This is a genomic window from Mycolicibacterium frederiksbergense (assembly GCF_012223425.1).
Taxonomy (GTDB): domain Bacteria; phylum Actinomycetota; class Actinomycetes; order Mycobacteriales; family Mycobacteriaceae; genus Mycobacterium; species Mycobacterium frederiksbergense.
Window position 1 is genome coordinate 5,071,012 of the sequence record NZ_CP038799.1, and the last position, 16,745, is coordinate 5,087,756.

15 protein-coding genes are annotated in these 16,745 nt (G+C 67.7%); 10 read left to right on the forward strand and 5 right to left on the reverse strand.

What is annotated here, in order from left to right; all coding sequences use genetic code 11:
* Nucleotides 1-105: 105 nt before the first annotated feature.
* The 5 genes from EXE63_RS27520 to EXE63_RS27540 form a co-directional block, all read right to left on the reverse strand.
* Nucleotides 106-1,050 (reverse strand): hypothetical protein, encoded by a 945-nt coding sequence (locus EXE63_RS27520; protein ID WP_168144559.1) that lies wholly within the window; start codon nt 1,048-1,050, stop codon nt 106-108.
* A gap of 43 nt (nt 1,051-1,093) precedes the next feature.
* Nucleotides 1,094-2,338: an acyl-CoA dehydrogenase family protein gene (locus tag EXE63_RS27525; protein ID WP_168144560.1), complete on the reverse strand. Its 1,245-nt coding sequence runs from the start codon at nt 2,336-2,338 to the stop codon at nt 1,094-1,096.
* A 4-nt stretch (nt 2,339-2,342) separates the two neighbouring features.
* A complete protein-coding gene (locus tag EXE63_RS27530; protein ID WP_168144561.1) occupies nt 2,343-3,398 on the reverse strand; it encodes an oxygenase MpaB family protein in 1,056 nt (351 codons plus the stop codon).
* A gap of 151 nt (nt 3,399-3,549) precedes the next feature.
* On the reverse strand, nt 3,550-4,986 hold the full coding sequence (locus tag EXE63_RS27535; protein ID WP_168144562.1) for a GntP family permease: 1,437 nt from the start codon (nt 4,984-4,986) through the stop codon (nt 3,550-3,552).
* 36 nt (nt 4,987-5,022) lie between these two features.
* A complete protein-coding gene (locus EXE63_RS27540; RefSeq protein ID WP_168144563.1) occupies nt 5,023-5,535 on the reverse strand; it encodes a gluconokinase in 513 nt (170 codons plus the stop codon).
* Nucleotides 5,536-5,655: 120 nt separating this feature from the next.
* Between EXE63_RS27540 and EXE63_RS27545 the strand changes: the two genes are divergently transcribed.
* The 10 genes from EXE63_RS27545 (at nt 5,656) to EXE63_RS27590 (ending at nt 16,734) form a co-directional block, all read left to right on the forward strand.
* A complete protein-coding gene (locus EXE63_RS27545; protein ID WP_168144564.1) occupies nt 5,656-6,366 on the forward strand; it encodes a FadR/GntR family transcriptional regulator in 711 nt (236 codons plus the stop codon).
* A gap of 92 nt (nt 6,367-6,458) precedes the next feature.
* Entirely contained in the window at nt 6,459-7,364 is a 906-nt protein-coding gene (locus EXE63_RS27550; protein ID WP_168144565.1) for an adenylate/guanylate cyclase domain-containing protein, read from the forward strand.
* Nucleotides 7,365-7,400: 36 nt separating this feature from the next.
* The gene (gene pheS / locus EXE63_RS27555; RefSeq protein ID WP_210000067.1) at nt 7,401-8,432 is read left to right on the forward strand and encodes a phenylalanine--tRNA ligase subunit alpha; all 1,032 of its coding nucleotides are present in this window, start codon (nt 7,401-7,403) and stop codon (nt 8,430-8,432) included.
* Nucleotides 8,432-10,918, forward strand: coding sequence for a phenylalanine--tRNA ligase subunit beta (gene pheT, locus EXE63_RS27560; RefSeq protein ID WP_168144566.1), 2,487 nt, complete (start codon nt 8,432-8,434; stop codon nt 10,916-10,918). Before pheS ends, pheT begins: the two co-directional genes overlap by 1 nt.
* A 124-nt stretch (nt 10,919-11,042) precedes the next feature.
* Nucleotides 11,043-12,074: an N-acetyl-gamma-glutamyl-phosphate reductase gene (gene argC / locus EXE63_RS27565; protein WP_168144567.1), complete on the forward strand. Its 1,032-nt coding sequence runs from the start codon at nt 11,043-11,045 to the stop codon at nt 12,072-12,074.
* Complete coding sequence (gene argJ / locus EXE63_RS27570) at nt 12,071-13,285, forward strand: bifunctional glutamate N-acetyltransferase/amino-acid acetyltransferase ArgJ (protein WP_168144568.1); 1,215 nt, start codon at nt 12,071-12,073, stop codon at nt 13,283-13,285. The genes argC and argJ overlap by 4 nt, the downstream gene beginning before the upstream one ends.
* Nucleotides 13,282-14,151, forward strand: a complete 870-nt coding sequence (gene argB, locus EXE63_RS27575) for an acetylglutamate kinase (protein WP_168144569.1) — start codon at nt 13,282-13,284, stop codon at nt 14,149-14,151. Before argJ ends, argB begins: the two co-directional genes overlap by 4 nt.
* On the forward strand, nt 14,148-15,323 hold the full coding sequence (locus EXE63_RS27580; protein WP_168144570.1) for an acetylornithine transaminase: 1,176 nt from the start codon (nt 14,148-14,150) through the stop codon (nt 15,321-15,323). Before argB ends, EXE63_RS27580 begins: the two co-directional genes overlap by 4 nt.
* Entirely contained in the window at nt 15,320-16,261 is a 942-nt protein-coding gene (gene argF, locus EXE63_RS27585; protein WP_168144571.1) for an ornithine carbamoyltransferase, read from the forward strand. The genes EXE63_RS27580 and argF overlap by 4 nt, the downstream gene beginning before the upstream one ends.
* A complete protein-coding gene (locus EXE63_RS27590; RefSeq protein ID WP_105362716.1) occupies nt 16,258-16,734 on the forward strand; it encodes an arginine repressor in 477 nt (158 codons plus the stop codon). The genes argF and EXE63_RS27590 overlap by 4 nt, the downstream gene beginning before the upstream one ends.
* Nucleotides 16,735-16,745: the final 11 nt, after the last annotated feature.

A 16,745-nucleotide genomic window follows, 5' to 3' on the forward strand; every position in this document is an offset into this window, starting at 1 on the left:
CTCCCTGGCTTCAGCCTCGGCGGGCCGGTGCTCGCCATATTGCACTGGTGTACGCCAGAGCGCCGGACTGTCTACCCGATTTCAGTCTCGGCGGGGTGAGTCGCGTTATCGCTGAGGCCAAGTAGGTCCTGCCGAGCAATGTGCGTACTGTCCGTCGAACCATTGCTTCATCGTCTCGAATGTCGCCACAGCCGGTGAAGGCGGAGATGCGGGTTCTGAGCACGCGAAGAACCGGCCGGTCTCTCGTGATGGCGCACCTGCTAGCCGCCACTGGATTCCGACAGGGTGTTCTCTCGACGGCCTGACCGCGGCAAGCGTGGCGGCGGCGTTGTCGTACGCTTGTGTCGGGTCGCCCAACTCCACGACAAGGTCGACGATCGTGGCCCCACGGACCTCGAGCTGGAACACGACCACGGGAAGGCTGTCCCGCAACGAAATGACCCGGCTCACTTCTGCTGGTGACAGCGGAAGCCAGACGGTCCAACTGCTGTGCAGAGCCGGTTCGGGGGAACGTATTTCGGCCACGACCGGCAGTGTGGCGTCGAGCGAGTCGATCACGACGGCCAACGACCGCACGGCTTGGTCGGTATCTGCGGGACCGCGGAGCATGTCCACCGTCATCCGGCTTTCATCGAGACGAACTTCTATCGTCCCGTCGATGATCTGCGGTCGCACGCTGCGCAGCATCCGCGCCGCGACCGACACAGATTCGGCGTTCGTCATCGGCCGCTTATCCACGATCGACCCCTCGGCCAGTGCGTAGGTGATCCGATTCCGGTGCCCGGCGAAGCTATCGCCCATCAACTCGTGCACTCGTGACGCGACGGCGGCGATCTGCTGTTCGGATGCAGTGCCGACATTGATCTCGAGGTTGAGTTGTGCGCCGTTCTCGAAGTCGTTGACGTAGTCGTGTGCAACCGCGTCGACTCCCGGCAGCAGGGGGATCTGATCAGCTATTTGTTCGGCGACCGTGCTGCGGTCGGGTGGCGTGCAGCCGACCACGACAAGAGCGACGAGTGCCGTGAAGGCGACAAGCTTGGCGCGGATCACGCTGTCATTGTCGCCGGCGCCGATGACGCGTGGATGAGCGTTTCTACCTATTTCCGGCGAGCAGCCCCTTGGCCACATGGGTGATCTGCACCTCGTTGCTGCCGGCATAGATCATCAGCGATTTGGCATCGCGCGCCAACTGCTCCACCCGGTACTCGGTCATGTAGCCGTTGCCGCCGAAGAGTTGCACGGCCTCCATCGCCACATCGGTGGCCGCCTGCGAGCAGTACCATTTGATCGCCGAGGCCTCGGCCAGCGAGATCGGTGAGCCGGCCTGCGCGGATTCGATGACCCGGAACAGCATGTTGCGCACGTTCATCCGGGCCACCTCCATGGTGGCCAGCTTGAGCTGGATCAACTGGAACTGGCCGATCTCCTTGCCCCACAACACCCGGTTCTTGGCATAGTCCACCGACAATCGCAGGCACTCCTCGATGACGCCCAGGGACATGGCGGCCACGCCGATCCGCTCGGCGGAGAAGCTGGACCGGGCGCTGTCCCGGCCGTCACCGGAGGCGTTGTTCTCGGTCTCGCCGAGCAGGCGGTCACGGCCCAGTCGGACGTTGTTGAAGAACAGCTCACCGGTGCGCGAGCTGTGAATGCCCATCTTGTGGAACGGCTTCGACTGCACGAAGCCCTCCATGCCGCGTTCCAGGACGAAGGTCAGTACCTTGCGGTCGCGTTTGTCGACACCTGGCTCATCGAGCTTCGCGTACACCACGACGATGTCTGCGTCGGGTCCGTTGGTGATGAACGTCTTCTGCCCGTTGAGCAGGTAGTCCTCTCCGTCGCGCACGACGTAGGACTTCATGCCGCCGAACGCATCCGAACCGGAATCCGGTTCGGTGATGGCCCAGGCGCCGATCTTCTCGTAGGTCACCAGGCCGGGCAGCCAGCGTTCCTGCTGCGCCAGGGTGCCGCGGCTCTGGATGGTCGGCACCGTCAGGCCCAGGCTGACACCCATCCCGGTGACCAGGCCCATGGACACCCGGCACAGTTCGCTGATCAACACGAAACCCATCCCGGCCTGGTCGGGTCCGCCCCCGAACATGCCGCCGGAGGACTTGGAGGCCTTCGATTCGCCGCCATCGCGCAATCGAGACAGCCTGCGCTCCAGGGATTCTCGCGCCATGGCATCGATGCCGAAGGCGCTGAACAGCTTGCGGACGATGGGGTAGGGCTCCATATCGCCGCTTTCCAGCGCGTCGATATGCGGCCGGATCTCCTTGTCGACGAACTCGCGCACCGCGTCGCGCACGGCGATGTCGACGTCAGACCATTCCAGCATCGTGTCAAGCGACCTTTCGTTTGGCTGCCGGCCGGGACAGACCCGCCAGCGAGAAGGTGGTGTGGACCAGCGAGCCCGCGCGGTCCAGCAGCGACTTCGGCCCGGATGGTCGCTGCCTCGGCTGGTAGTGCATCGCCAGGCCCTTGCGGTCCGCGGGCGGGGCCATGAACTCGGGCGCCTCCACCAGTGGCGCGTCCTCGGGAATGCTCCCGGCGGCACGGCGATAGGCCGAGATCGCCCGCGGGTGCAGTCGGATCTCGTCGGGCACCACGGTGAACGCCAACTCGACGGCCTTCCCGAACAGCCGCAGCAGAATCTCGTCGCCGGGTGTCCAGTGCATCCCGGCCTTCTCCCGCACCGGTGCGTCGAACACTCCGGCCGCAACCCAGCGCTGCGCCCCAATCATCGGCTTGAACAGCTGATCCCACACGCCCGTCGGCATCAGCACGAACCACGGCTTCGGGATGCGGATGGTGAAGATGTCCAGGGTGGCGCGGTTGATCTCCAACTCCTCGCGGCACTTGTGGTCCCAATAGACCAGGAAGTCCTCCCAGCTCTCCGGGACCGGGCGCATGCTCATGCCGTACATCCGGTACCACTGCACGTGCTCGTCGAACAGCTGATGCTTCTCGGCCTCGGTCAGGCCGCCACAGAAATAGTCGGCGGTCTTGATGATCAGCATGAAAAAGGTGGCGTGCGCCCAGTAGAAGGTCTCGGGATTGAGCGCGTGGTAGCGGCGGCCCTGCCCGTCGACACCTTTGATGTCGTGATGAAAGCCCTTGATCTGGGCGCCGGTCTCGGCGGCACGGTCGCCGTCGTAGACCACCCCCATGATGGGGTACACCGACCTGGCCACCCGCTGCAGCGGCTCGCGCAGCAGGATCGAGTGGTCCTCGACGCCCGCGCCGAGCTCCGGATACATGTTCTGGATCGAGCCGATCCAGACGCCCAGCAGTCCGGTCCGGAGGTCGCCGAAGTACTTCCAGGTCAGTGAATCGGGACCGAGTGGGATCGCCGCGTGCTCGATCGACGGCGCGGAATCTGGCGATGCAGCAGTCATGGCGTCCTCGTCGAGCCTTGAAAACTACGGATGTGCCGACCATATGCTTGACAACGCACGTTGTCTATACGCCGTCGCGGTGTGGCGGGCCGCCGTTATGTGTTGGCTACCGTGCCTCCACGTGCTCGCGATCTGCGCTGCGGGATCCACCTCACGCGATCGCCCACAACCCGAGGCTGATCGCGAAGGCGCTGAGGCCGAGGGTCGTCTCCATGACCGTCCAGGTCTTGAGTGTCGTCTTGACATCCATGCCGAAGAACCGGCTGACCAACCAGAACCCCGAGTCGTTGACGTGGGACAGCACCGTCGCCCCGGCGGCGATCGCCACGACCAGTGCGGTGAGCTGGAGACTGCTGAGGTCGGCCGCGGCGACGGCGGCGCTGAGCAGGCCGGCCGTCGTCGTCAACGCGACGGTCGCCGAGCCCTGCGCGACGCGTAGCAGGGTGGAGATGAGGAACGCCTGCAGGATCAGCGAGATGCCGAGATTCGACAGCGAACTGCTCAGTGCGTCGCCGATACCGCTCAACCGGAGCACGCCACCGAACATGCCGCCCGCGCCCGTGATGAGGATGATCGCGCAGATCGGGCCGAGTGCCTTGTCCAAGATGTCGCTGACATCGGCCATCGACCGGCCCCGCAACCCCAGCACCAGGGTCGCCACGATCACGGTGATCAGCAGTGCGATCGAGGTCGTGCCGAGCAGCTTGAGGTATTCGGCCCAGGTGGCGCCGTCCTCGATGATGCCGGCGGTCATCAAGGTGTTGAGCACGGTGTTGAACGAGATCAACACGAAGGGCAGCAACAAGATCCCCAGCACCGTGGCGAAGCTGGGTGCGGTGCGCGTGGCCGTGCCTCCCGCCGCGGCGGTCGACGGGTCTACGTCCTCGGTGCCTGCGGCGATATCGCGCCCGCCGTTGATCTCGCCGAACAGCGAGGCCGGGATGTCGACGTGTATCCGCCGCCCGATCGCCTGGGATACCAGGTAGGCGCCCACGTACCAGGACACGACGGCGACCGGCGCACCGACGATCAGGGTGAGTCCGATGTTGGCGCCGAGCAACTCCGCGGCCGCCACCGGCCCGGGATGCGGCGGAACAAGGGCGTGCATGGCCGCGAACGCCCCGGCCGCCGGGAACGCGTAGAGCAGCATCGAGCCGCCGAAGCGACGTGCCACCGTCATGATGATCGGGAGGAAGACGACCAGTCCGGCGTCGAAGAAGATGGGAAAGCCGAAGAGCAGTGCGGCCACGCCGAGCGCCAGTGGCGCCCGTTTCTCGCCGAACCGTCCGATCAGGGTGTCGGCGAGTACCTGTGCACCGCCGGTGATTTCCAGGAGCCGGCCGATCATGACGCCGAAACCCACAAGCAGGGCCACCGAGCCGAGCGTGTTGGAGAAACCGAAGGACAGGGCGCTCGGGACGTCGGCCACCGGGATCCCGGCCACCAGTGCGGTCAGCGCACTCACCAGCACCAGCGTGACGAAGGCATGCAGCTTCACCTTGATGATGAGGAACAACAACAGCGCGACCGCCCCGGCCGCGATCAGCAGCAGCGTGGTGGTTCCGTATGCCGGATCAATGGCCTCCACGAGATACTCCGTCCCCTGCGATTTCCGTGCCCCTGGTCATCGGTCCTCCTCGGTCGAGCGTGCTGTGGTTGTGGTGACGTAACTTTCGATGATCGAGTCGATGCTCTGGTCGACGCCGATGGCGACACCGTGCTCATCGGATTCGAGCGGCTCGAGCGTCTCGAACTGGGACGCGAGCAGAGCGGCGGGCATGAAGTGCCCGGGCCGGCTGGCCTGCCGCCTGCCGATGGTCTCCAGTGATCCCTCCAGGTGCAAAAAGTCGATCACGGCGCAATGCCGGCGAAGCTGGTCGCGATAGCTGCGTTTCAGCGCCGAGCAGCTCATCACGCCGCCGTCGCCGTGCGACGCCAACCATTCGCCGATCGAGTCCAGCCAGGGCCCCCGGTCATCGTCGTCGAGCGGGTGACCGGCCGACATCTTTGCGATGTTCGCGGGAGGGTGGAAGTCATCGGCATCGGCGAACGGCACCCGCAGCCGCTGAGCCAGCGCCGCGCCGACGGTCGATTTGCCCGACCCCGAAACCCCCATCACCACGATCGGTGTTGTCATGCCCCTCCGCCTGTTCTGTGTGTGACATCACATAGCTTGTCTCAATCGTCATACGATTGCAAGGGATTCTTCGAGAATTGATCACTTTCGCCGGCGACATGCGTCTGACATCATCTGTTTATGCGCGATCGTCCGAGGGCCAGCGCTCTCCACGGCAGTCTGCTGGCTGCACTGGGAACGGCCATCGTGTCGGGGCAGTACCCGCCCGGTCGGGTGCTCACACTCGACGGTGTGAGCGCCGAGCACGAGATGTCGCGCAGCGTTGCCCGTGAGGTGATTCGGGTGCTGGAGTCGATGGGGCTGGTCGAATCGCGGCGTCGGGTCGGGATCACCGTCCAGCCCGCGGAGAAGTGGAATGTCTTCGATCCGGAGGTGATCCGGTGGCGGCTCGATGTCGGTGACCGTGCCGCCCAGCTGGCCTCCCTGTCGGAGCTGCGCGTCGGATTCGAGCCCGCGGCGGCGGCGTTGGCTGCTCGTCGGGCCACCCCGCATCAGTGCCGGATCATGGCGGCTGCGGTATCCGACATGGTCGTGCACGGGCGATCGGGCGACCTGGACGCGTACCTGCTGGCGGACAAGATGTTTCACCAAGCGCTGCTGGAGGCCAGCGGCAACGAGATGTTCCGGGCGCTCAATGGCGTCGTCGCCGAACTGCTCACCGGCCGGACTCATCACGGGATGATGCCCGAGCGGCCCAACCTCACGGCGATCGCTCTCCATGACGAGGTCGCCCGCGCCATCAGGATGGGCGAGGAGAAGCTGGCTGAGCAGGCGATGCGCGCGATCATCGACGAGGCGGCAGCGGCGGTCGCCGATGAGTCGGCTCGCTGACCCTCAGTCGGCCGGCTGACGACGTCGTGATGTGAGCAACGTCTAGGGCGGGCGTCGTTGCCGGTGTCGGAACAGCCGCCTAGGGTTGCGTTGTGGATGTCGAATCGTTCGAGGAACGATCCGCACGCACCGGGGAGATCGAGGGCACCGATGCGCCGCACCGTCAACCGGGACCGCTGGGATGGCTCACCGCCACAAATCACAACGCCAACGTCATCGCCATGATCCGGCGCGCGCGGCGGGCCCTGCCCGGCGATCCGGAATTCGGGGATCCGCTGTCGGCCGCCGGTGAGGGCGGCCCGCGCGCCGCGGCCCGGGCGGCGGATCGCCTCCTCGAGCGGGAGGCCGTCTCCCGCGAGGTCAGCCTCGGCGCCCTGCAGGTCTGGCAGGCGTTGACCGAACGTGTCTCGGGCCGACCCGCCAACCGGGAGATGACCTTGGTGTTCACCGATCTGGTGGGTTTCTCCGCCTGGTCGCTGGACGCCGGCGACGACGCCACCCTGCGGCTGCTGCGGCGCGTCGCGCAAGTGATGGAACCTCCGCTGCTGGCCGAGGGCGGCCATATCGTCAAACGGATGGGCGACGGTGCCATGGCGGTGTTCCGGAATCCGGAGACCGCGGTGCGCGCGGTGCTGGTCGCCCTGGACGCGGTCCGCGATGTCGAGGTGGACGGGTACACCCCGCGCATGCGGGCCGGTATCCACACCGGCCATCCCCAGCGGATCGGTTCGGACTGGCTCGGTGTCGACGTCAACATCGCCGCCCGGGTGATGGAACGCGCCACCAGGGGTGGCCTGGTCATCTCGCACCCGACGCTGGAACGCATCACCGAGAACGGCGACCTGGCCGCGCTCGGCGTGACGGTGAAGAGGGTGCGCAGGCAGCTGTTCGCGGCCAAACCCAGCGGGGTGCCCGAAGACCTGCAGATGTACTGGGTCAAGCGGATTCCGCAGGCCGGGGGGGCCGAGCGGTTCGACGAAGATGCCGAGGGTGCGTGACGTCGCTCTCATCCGGGCATCACCTATGATCGCCGGGTGGCGGAGCTCTCAGAAGAAGGCCTGATCAACGCGGTGAGCGCGGCCCGGCAGGCCTTCGAAGCGGCCGCCGACCTGGATGCGCTGGCCCGGGCCAAGACCGAACACCTCGGTGATCGATCCCCGATCGCGGTGGCGCGTCAGGCGCTGGGGTCGCTGCCCAAGACCGAGCGTGCCGATGCCGGCAAGCGGGTCAACGTCGCCCGCACCGAGGCCCAGCAGGCCTATGACGAGCGGCTGGCGGCGCTGCGCGTCGAACGCGACGCGGCGGTGCTGGTGGCCGAGCGCATCGACGTGACGCTGCCGTCGTCCCGGCAGCCGATCGGTGCCCGCCACCCCATCACCCTGCTGACCGAGCGCATCGCCGACACCTTCGTCGCGATGGGCTGGGAGCTGGCCGAGGGACCCGAGGTCGAGACGGAGCAGTTCAACTTCGACGCACTCAACTTCGGCCCGGATCACCCGGCGCGCAGTGAACAAGACACCTTCCAGATCGCGCCGGACGGCTCGCGGCAGGTGTTGCGCACCCACACCTCGCCTGTGCAGATCCGGGCGCTGCTGGAACGCGAACTGCCGGTGTACATCATCTCGCTGGGTCGCACCTTCCGCACCGACGAGCTCGATGCGACCCACACGCCCGTCTTTCACCAGGTGGAAGGCCTCGCCGTGGACAAGGGGCTGACGATGGCCAACCTGCGTGGCACGCTGGATGCGTTGGCCCGCGCCGAATTCGGGCCCGCGGGACGCACCCGGTTCCGTCCGCACTTCTTCCCTTTCACCGAACCGTCCGCCGAGGTGGACGTGTGGTTCGAGAACAAGAAGGGTGGGCCCGGCTGGGTCGAGTGGGGTGGTTGCGGCATGGTCAATCCGAATGTGCTGCGCGCCTGCGGAATCGATCCTCACCTGTACTCGGGCTTCGCGTTCGGGATGGGCCTGGAGCGCACCCTGCAGTTCCGCAACGGCATTCCCGATATGCGGGACATGGTCGAGGGTGACGTGCGGTTCTCCCTGCCGTTCGGGGTGGGTGCCTGATGCGCGTTCCCTACAGCTGGCTGCGTGACACCGTCCGGGCCGGCACGCCGGGCTGGGACATGTCGGTCGAGGACCTCGAGCAGACGCTCATCCGGATCGGTCATGAGGTCGAGGAGATCATCCCCGTCGGCCCCGTCACCGGTCCGCTGACCGTCGGCCGGGTCGCCGAGATCGAGGAACTCACCGAGTTCAAGAAGCCCATCCGGGCCTGCAAGGTCGACGTCGGTGAATCCGAGGCCCGCGATATCGTCTGCGGTGCAACGAACTTCGCCGTCGGTGATCTCGTGGTGGTGGCGTTGCCCGGCACCGTGCTGCCCGGCGATTTCACGATCGCCAAACGCAAGACCTACGGTCGCACCTCGGACGGGATGATCTGCTCGGCATCCGAGCTCAACCTGGGCGGCGACCACTCCGGGATCCTGGTGCTGCCACCGGGCACCGCCGAACCGGGCGCCTCGGCCATCGACGTCGTCGGCCTGGACGACGTGGTCTTCAACCTGGCGATCACCCCGGACCGTGGTTACTGCCTGTCGATGCGCGGTATGGCCCGCGAGATCGCCTGTGCCACCGACCTGGAGTTCGTCGACCCCGCCGATATCGCGCCGCTGCCGGTGCAGGGCCAGGCCTGGCCACTGACCGTGCAGCCCGGCACCGGTGTGCAGCGCTTCGGGCTGCGTCCGGTGAGCGGTATCGATCCGTCCGCGGTATCGCCGTGGTGGCTGCAGCGTCGGTTGCTGCTGTCCGGTATCCGCGCCATCTCACCGGCTGTCGATGTCACCAACTACGTGATGCTCGAGCTCGGTCACCCCATGCACGCGCATGACCGGTCGCTGATCACCGGTGCGTTCACCGTGCGGTTCGCCGAGGCGGGGGAGAAGGTCACCACACTTGACGATGTCACCCGGACCCTCAACGACGGCGACGTGCTGATCGTCGACGATGTCGCGACCGCGGCGATCGGCGGCGTGATGGGTGCCGGCACCACCGAGGTGCGCGACACCACCACCGATGTGTTGTTGGAGGCCGCGGTGTGGGATCCGGCGGCGGTCTCGCGCACCCAGCGCAGGCTGCGGCTGGCCAGCGAGGCCGGACGCCGCTACGAACGCACGGTCGACCCGGCGATCTCGGTGGCCGCCCTGGACCGCTGCGCCACGCTGCTCGCCGAGATCGCCGGTGGCACCGTCGATCCCACGCTGACCGACTGGCGGGGTGACCCGCCGCGTGAGAACTGGTCGCCCGCAGCTGTCAGCATGCCGGTGGATCTGCCGGACCGGGTGGCTGGCGTGACCTACCCGGCCGGTGTCGCGGCGCGACGGCTCGCCCAGATCGGCGCCGTGGTGACCGAGGACGCCGACCAGATCACCGCCGTGCCGCCGAGTTGGCGCACCGATCTTCGCGAACCTGCCGATCTGGTCGAAGAGGTGCTGCGGCTTGAGGGCCTGGACGCCATTCCGTCGGTGCTGCCGCTGGCGCCTCCGGGGCGTGGCCTGACACCAGTGCAGAAACGTCGTCGCGCACTCGGGAAGTCGTTGGCGCTCAACGGCTATGTCGAGGTCCTCCCGACACCATTCCTGCCGGCCGGTGTGTTCGACACCTGGGGGCTGCCCGCCGACGACCCGCGTCGCTCCGTCGTCACGGTGCTCAACCCGCTGGAGGCCGACCGGCCGCACCTGGCCAGCACTCTGCTGCCCGGGCTGTTGGAATCGTTGTTGCGCAATGTTTCTCGCGGCGCGGTCGATACTGCGCTGTTCGCGATCTCGCATGTGGCGCTCAAAACCTCGGATACCCGCGCGATGGAGCGTATCCCGACCGACCGCCCTCCCACCGCCGCGGAGATTGCCGGCCTGGACGGCTCGCTGCCGAGTCAGCCCGAGCATGTCGCGGTGGTCCTGACCGGTCTGCGCGAACCCGCCGGGCCGTGGGGCGCGGGCCGGCCGGTGCAGGCAGCCGACGCCTTCGAGGCCGTCCAGGTGATCGGGCGCGCGGCCGGGGTGGAGTTCACCCTGCGCGCCGCCCAGGAACTGCCCTGGCATCCGGGTCGGTGCGCCGAGGTCCTCATCGGCGATCTGACGATCGGCTACGCCGGACAGTTGCATCCCGCCGTCATCGAACGGGCGGGTCTGCCCGCCGAAACCTGCGCGGTGGAACTGAACCTCGACGCCATCCCGATCACCGAACGCCTGCCCGCGCCCGCGGTCTCGCCGTTCCCGGCGGTGTTCCAGGACATCAGCCTCGTCGTTGCCGAGGACGTCGCCGCCGCCGCGGTGGTCGAGGCGGTGCGTGACGGCGCCGGTGAGCTACTGGAGGATGTGCGGTTGTTCGATGTGTACACCGGCCCGCAGATCGGGGACGGGCGCAAGTCGCTGACCCTGGCACTGCGGTTCCGGGCTACCGACCGGACGCTGACCGAGGACGAGGCGAGCGCTGCGCGCGAGGCCGCGGTGGCCGCCGCGGGCGAGCGCGTGGGAGCGGTCCAGCGGGCCTGATTCCCCCGCGAGCAGACACAAATGGCCGCGAAAACACGTCAAAATGCGGCCATTTATGTCTGCTCGCCGTTACACCTGCTAATGGGTTTGCACTTGACTGCATAACAATGCAAGGATTGGGTGTATGACCTCCGTAGCCGTCGCCGGTGCCAGTGGGTACGCCGGCGGAGAGATCCTGCGCCTGCTGCTCGGCCACCCGGCCTACGCGGACGGACGCCTGACCATCGGGGCACTCACCGCCGCCGCCAGCGCGGGCAGCACGCTCGGCGAGCATCACCCGCACCTGCTGCCACTGGCCGACCGGGTCCTGCAGTCCACCGACGCCGCCCTGCTGGCCGGCCATGACGTCGTGTTCCTCGGCCTGCCGCACGGGCATTCCGCCGAACTCGCCGCGCAACTCGGCGACACCGTCATCATCGACTGCGGCGCCGACTTCCGGCTGGCCGACGCCGCCGACTGGGAGAAGTTCTACGGCAGTGCGCACGCCGGCACCTGGCCCTACGGCCTGCCGGAACTGCCCGGCGGCCGGGACGCGCTGGCGGGCGCCACCCGCATCGCCGTGCCCGGCTGCTACCCGACCTCTGCGCTGCTGGCCCTGCTGCCGGCCGTGGCCGCCGATCTGGTCGAGCCGAACGTGACCGTCGTCGCGGTCAGCGGCACCTCCGGCGCGGGCAAGTCGGCCAAGGTCGATCTGCTGGGCGCCGAGGTCATCGGATCGGCACGGGCGTACAACATCGCGGGCAAGCACCGGCACACCCCGGAGATCGCGCAGGGGCTGCGCGCGCTCACCGACAAGAAGGTGACGGTCTCGTTCACCCCGGTGCTCATCCCGACCTCTCGGGGCATCCTGGCCACCTGCACCGCGCCGACTTCGGCCTCCGAAGGCGAAATCCGCGCCGCCTACGAGAAGGCCTACGCCGCAGAGCCGTTCATTCATCTGCTGCCCGAAGGTCAGTTGCCCAAGACCGGATCGGTCATCGGGAGCAATGCCGCACAGGTGGCGGTCGCCGTCGACGAGGAGGCCGGTGTGCTGGTCGCGATCTGTGCGATCGACAATCTGACGAAGGGCACCGGCGGTGCTGCGGTGCAGTCGATGAACCTGGCCCTGGGTTGGCCCGAAACCGAAGGACTGTCGACCGTGGGAGTGGCACCGTGAGCGGAGCGAACCATCCGACCCCGAAGCTCGTTCGAACTCAAGGTGTGACCGCGCCCGCCGGTTTCCGCGCGACCGGGATCCGGGCCGGTATCAAGGCATCCGGGAACCTGGACCTCGCGCTGGTGTTCAACGAGGGCCCCGACCACCACGCCGCGGGTGTGTTCACCCGCAACCAGATCAAGGCCGCCCCCGTGTTGTGGTCGCAGCAGGTGCTGACCACCGGCCGTTTGCGGGCGGTCATCCTGAACTCCGGTGGCGCCAACGCCTGCACCGGACCGCTGGGCTTCCAGGATGCCCACGCCACCGCCGAGGCGCTCGCCGCGGCGCTGAGCGACTGGGGCACCGAGACCGGCGCCATCGAGGTCGCGGTCTGCTCCACCGGGCTGATCGGTGACCGGCTGCCCATGGACAAGGTGCTGGCCGGTGTCACCGAGATCGTGCACGAGATGGCCGGCGGACTCACCGGCGGCGAGGAAGCCGCCAGGGCCATCATGACCACCGATACCGTGCCGAAACAGGTTGCGCTGCACGCCGACAGCTGGACGGTCGGCGGGATGGCCAAGGGCGCCGGCATGCTCGCGCCCTCGCTGGCCACCATGCTGGTGGTCCTCACCACCGACGCCGTCGCCGATTCCGCCGCGCTGGACACCGCACTGCGGCGGGCCACCGGTCGTACCTTCGACCGCCTCGACATCGACGGCAGCTGCTCGACCAATGACACCGTGCTGCTGCTGGCCTCCGGTGCCAGCGAGGTCACGCCCACCCAGGAGGAGCTGGACGCGGCGGTGCTGGCCGTCTGCGATGACCTCTGCGCGCAGCTGCAGGCCGATGCCGAGGGGGTCACCAAGCGGATCTCCATCACCGTCGCCGGCGCCGCCACCGAGGACGAGGCGCTCATCGCCGCCCGGGCGGTGGCCCGCGACAGCCTGGTCAAGACCGCGCTGTTCGGCTCCGACCCCAACTGGGGCCGGGTGCTGGCCGCCGTCGGGATCGCTCCGGTGGCGCTGGACCCACAGCGAATCAGCGTGTCGTTCAACGGCTCACCGGTGTGCGTCGACGGTACCGGCGCTCCTGGCGCCCGCGAGGTCGACCTGTCCGGTGCCGACATCGAGGTGCTGATCGAGCTGTTCGCCGGTGACGCGACCGCGTCCATCAGGACCACCGATCTGTCGCATGCGTACGTCGAAGAGAACTCGGAGTACAGCTCATGACACCCACCACCACCAAGGCAGCGGTCCTCGCCGAGGCGCTGCCCTGGCTCAAGCAACTGCACGGCAAGATCGTGGTGGTCAAGTACGGCGGTAACGCCATGACCGATGACGCGCTGAAGGCCGCCTTCGCCGCGGACATGGTGTTCCTGCGCAACTGCGGTATCCGGCCCGTCGTCGTGCATGGTGGTGGCCCGCAGATCAGCGCGATGCTCAAGAAGCTGGGCATCGCAGGCGATTTCAAGGGTGGCTTCCGTGTCACCACACCCGAGGTGCTCGACGTGGCGCGGATGGTGCTGTTCGGTCAGGTCGGCCGGGAGCTGGTCGGGCTGATCAACGCGCACGGCCCGTACGCGGTCGGCGTCACCGGCGAGGATGCGCAGCTGTTCACCGCGGTGCGGCGCAGCGTCACCGTCGACGGAGTGGCCACCGATATCGGGCTGGTCGGCGATGTCGAGCGTGTCAACGCCGGGTCACTGCTGGATCTCATTGCCGCGGGGCGTATCCCGGTGGTCTCCACCATCGCCCCGGATGTCGACGGGGTGGTGCACAACATCAACGCCGATACCGCCGCCGCCGCGCTGGCCGAGGCGCTCGGTGCCGAGAAGCTGCTGATGCTCACCGATGTCGAGGGGCTCTACACCGACTGGCCGGACCGCACGTCGCTGGTCAGCGAGATCGACAGTGCCGCGTTGACCCAGCTGCTGCCGAGGCTGGAAACCGGCATGGTGCCCAAGATCGAGGCCTGCCTGCGCGCCGTGACCGGCGGGGTGCCCAGTGCGCACGTCATCGACGGCCGCGTCGAACACTGTGTGCTGGTCGAGCTTTTCACCGATGAAGGAACCGGAACCAAGGTCGTGCACACATGAGTGACCCGAATCTGCAGCACCGCTGGGAAGCGGTGATGATGAACAACTACGGCACCCCGCCGTTGGCCTTGGCCACCGGTGACGGTGCGGTGGTCACCGATACCGACGGCAAGAATTACCTGGATCTGCTCGGCGGTATCGCGGTCAATCTGCTCGGGCACCGTCACCCCGCCGTCATCGAGGCCGTCACCGCGCAACTCAACACCCTGGGACACACCTCGAATCTGTACGCCACCGAACCGGGTATCGCCCTGGCCGAAAAGCTCGTCGATCACCTCGGCCATCCCGCGCGGGCCTTCTTCTGCAACTCCGGTACCGAGGCCAACGAGGTCGCGTTCAAGATCAGCCGGCTCACCGGACGCACGAAAGTCGTTGCCGCCGAAGGCGGATTTCACGGCCGCACGATGGGATCACTGGCACTGACCGGCCAGCCGGCCAAACGGGCCCCCTTCGAGCCGCTGCCCGGGGATGTGACCTTCGTGCCCTACGGGGACGCCGAAGCGCTCGCGTCCGCGGTCACCGAGGAGACCGCCGCGGTGTTCCTGGAGCCGATCATGGGGGAGGGCGGCGTCGTCGTGCCCCCGCCGGGCTATCTGGCCGCCGCGCGTGAGATCACCACCAGGCACGGCGCGCTGCTGGTCCTCGACGAGGTGCAGACCGGCGTGGGACGCACCGGGGCCTTCTACGCCCACCAACACGACGGCATCACCCCCGATATCGTCACGCTGGCCAAGGGCCTGGGCGGCGGGCTGCCCATCGGTGCCTGCCTGGCGCTCGGCGCGACCGGCGACCTGCTCACCCCGGGCCTGCACGGCAGCACATTCGGGGGTAACCCGGTGTGCACGGCGGCCGCGCTGGCCGTGCTCGACACACTCGCCGCCGAGGACCTCGTCGCGAAGGCCGGCGCGCTGGGCAAGACGATCAGCCACGGTGTCGAGGAACTGCACCATCCGCTGGTCAGCCATGTCCGGGGCAGGGGCCTGCTGCTGGGCATCGTGCTGACCGCCGAGAAGGCAAAGGCCGTGGAGACGGCCGCGCGGGAGGCCGGGTTCCTGGTCAATGCCGCCGCGGTCGATGTGATCAGGCTGGCCCCGCCGCTGATCATCACCGAGACCCAGATCGACGAATTCCTCACCGCGCTGCCCGCGGTGCTCGACAAGGGAGCGCTATGACGTCCAGAACAGCGGCGACCAGACATTTTCTGCGCGACGATGACCTGACACCCGATGAGCAGGCCGAGGTGCTGGCGCTGGCCGCATCGCTGAAGGCGGCGCCGTTCAGCCGCCGGCCGCTGGAGGGGCCGCGCGGTGTCGCGGTGATCTTCGAGAAGAACTCGACCCGCACCCGGTTCTCGTTCGAGATGGGGATCGCCCAACTCGGCGGGCACGCCGTCGTCGTCGACGGGCGCAGCACCCAGCTGGGCCGCGAGGAGACCCTCGAGGACACCGGAGCCGTGCTGTCGCGCTACGTCGACGCCATCGTGTGGCGCACCTTCGCTCAGGAACGGTTGACCGCCATGGGATCCGGGTCGACGGTGCCGATCGTCAACGCGCTCTCCGACGAGTTCCACCCGTGCCAGGTGCTGGCCGATCTGCAGACCCTCGCCGAGCGCAAGGGCGCGCTGCACGGTCTGAAACTGACCTACTTCGGTGACGGCGCCAACAACATGGCGCACTCGCTGATGCTGGGTGGGGTGACGGCCGGGATCGACGTCACCATCGCCGCACCCGCCGGCTTCGAACCGCACCCGCAGTTCGTCGATGCCGCCCGGCGCCGCGCCGCCGAGACCGGTGCAAGGGTGACACTCGCCCACGACGCGAGAGCCGCCGCCGAGGGCGTCGACGTGCTGGTCACCGATACCTGGACCTCGATGGGGCAGGAGAACGACGGTCTGGACCGGGTGCGCCCCTTCCGCCCGTTCCAGCTGAACGCCGAGCTGCTGAGCCTGGCAGATCCGGAAGCAGTTGTGCTGCACTGCCTTCCGGCGCATCGCGGTCACGAGATCACCGACGAGGTGATCGATGGACCGCAGAGTGCGGTGTTCGACGAGGCCGAGAACCGGCTGCACGCGCAGAAGGCGCTAATGGTCTGGTTGTTGGAGAACTCGTGAGTTCACCCACCCGGGTCGGCCGTCAGGCCCGCATCATCACCCTGCTCTCCGCGAACGCGGTGAGCAGTCAGGGTGAGCTGGCCGCGATGCTCGCGAGCGAGGGCATCGAGGTCACCCAGGCCACGCTGTCGCGGGACCTGGAGGAGCTCGGCGCGGTGAAACTGCGCGGCGCCGACGGTGGCGTCGGGGTCTACGTCGTCCCCGAGGACGGCAGCCCGGTGCGCGGTGTCTCCGGCGGCACCGAACGGGTGACCAAGCTGCTCGGTGAGCTGCTGGTATCCACCGATGCCAGCGCGAACATCGCCGTGCTGCGCACACCGCCGGGGGCGGCGCACTATCTGGCGAGCGCCATCGATCGGGCATCGTTGCCCCAGGTTGTCGGCACCATCGCCGGTGATGACACCATCTTCGTGATGGCGCGTGAGCCGATGACCGGTGCCGAGCTCGCGATCATGTTCGAAAACTTGAAGTGAAGCAGTTCTAC

Bases quoted from the DNA above. Each gene is read 5' to 3' on its own strand.
- argB (WP_168144569.1), top strand. From the start codon at position 13,282: ATGACACCCACCACCACCAAGGCAGCGGTCCTCGCCGAGGCGCTGCCC.
- EXE63_RS27525 (WP_168144560.1), bottom strand. From the start codon at position 2,338: ATGCTGGAATGGTCTGACGTCGACATCGCCGTGCGCGACGCGGTGCGC.
- EXE63_RS27580 (WP_168144570.1), top strand. From the start codon at position 14,148: ATGAGTGACCCGAATCTGCAGCACCGCTGGGAAGCGGTGATGATGAAC.
- argC (WP_168144567.1), top strand. From the start codon at position 11,043: ATGACCTCCGTAGCCGTCGCCGGTGCCAGTGGGTACGCCGGCGGAGAG.
- EXE63_RS27545 (WP_168144564.1), top strand. From the start codon at position 5,656: ATGCGCGATCGTCCGAGGGCCAGCGCTCTCCACGGCAGTCTGCTGGCT.
- EXE63_RS27540 (WP_168144563.1), bottom strand. From the start codon at position 5,535: ATGACAACACCGATCGTGGTGATGGGGGTTTCGGGGTCGGGCAAATCG.
- pheT (WP_168144566.1), top strand. From the start codon at position 8,432: ATGCGCGTTCCCTACAGCTGGCTGCGTGACACCGTCCGGGCCGGCACG.
- EXE63_RS27530 (WP_168144561.1), bottom strand. From the start codon at position 3,398: ATGACTGCTGCATCGCCAGATTCCGCGCCGTCGATCGAGCACGCGGCG.
- argF (WP_168144571.1), top strand. From the start codon at position 15,320: ATGACGTCCAGAACAGCGGCGACCAGACATTTTCTGCGCGACGATGAC.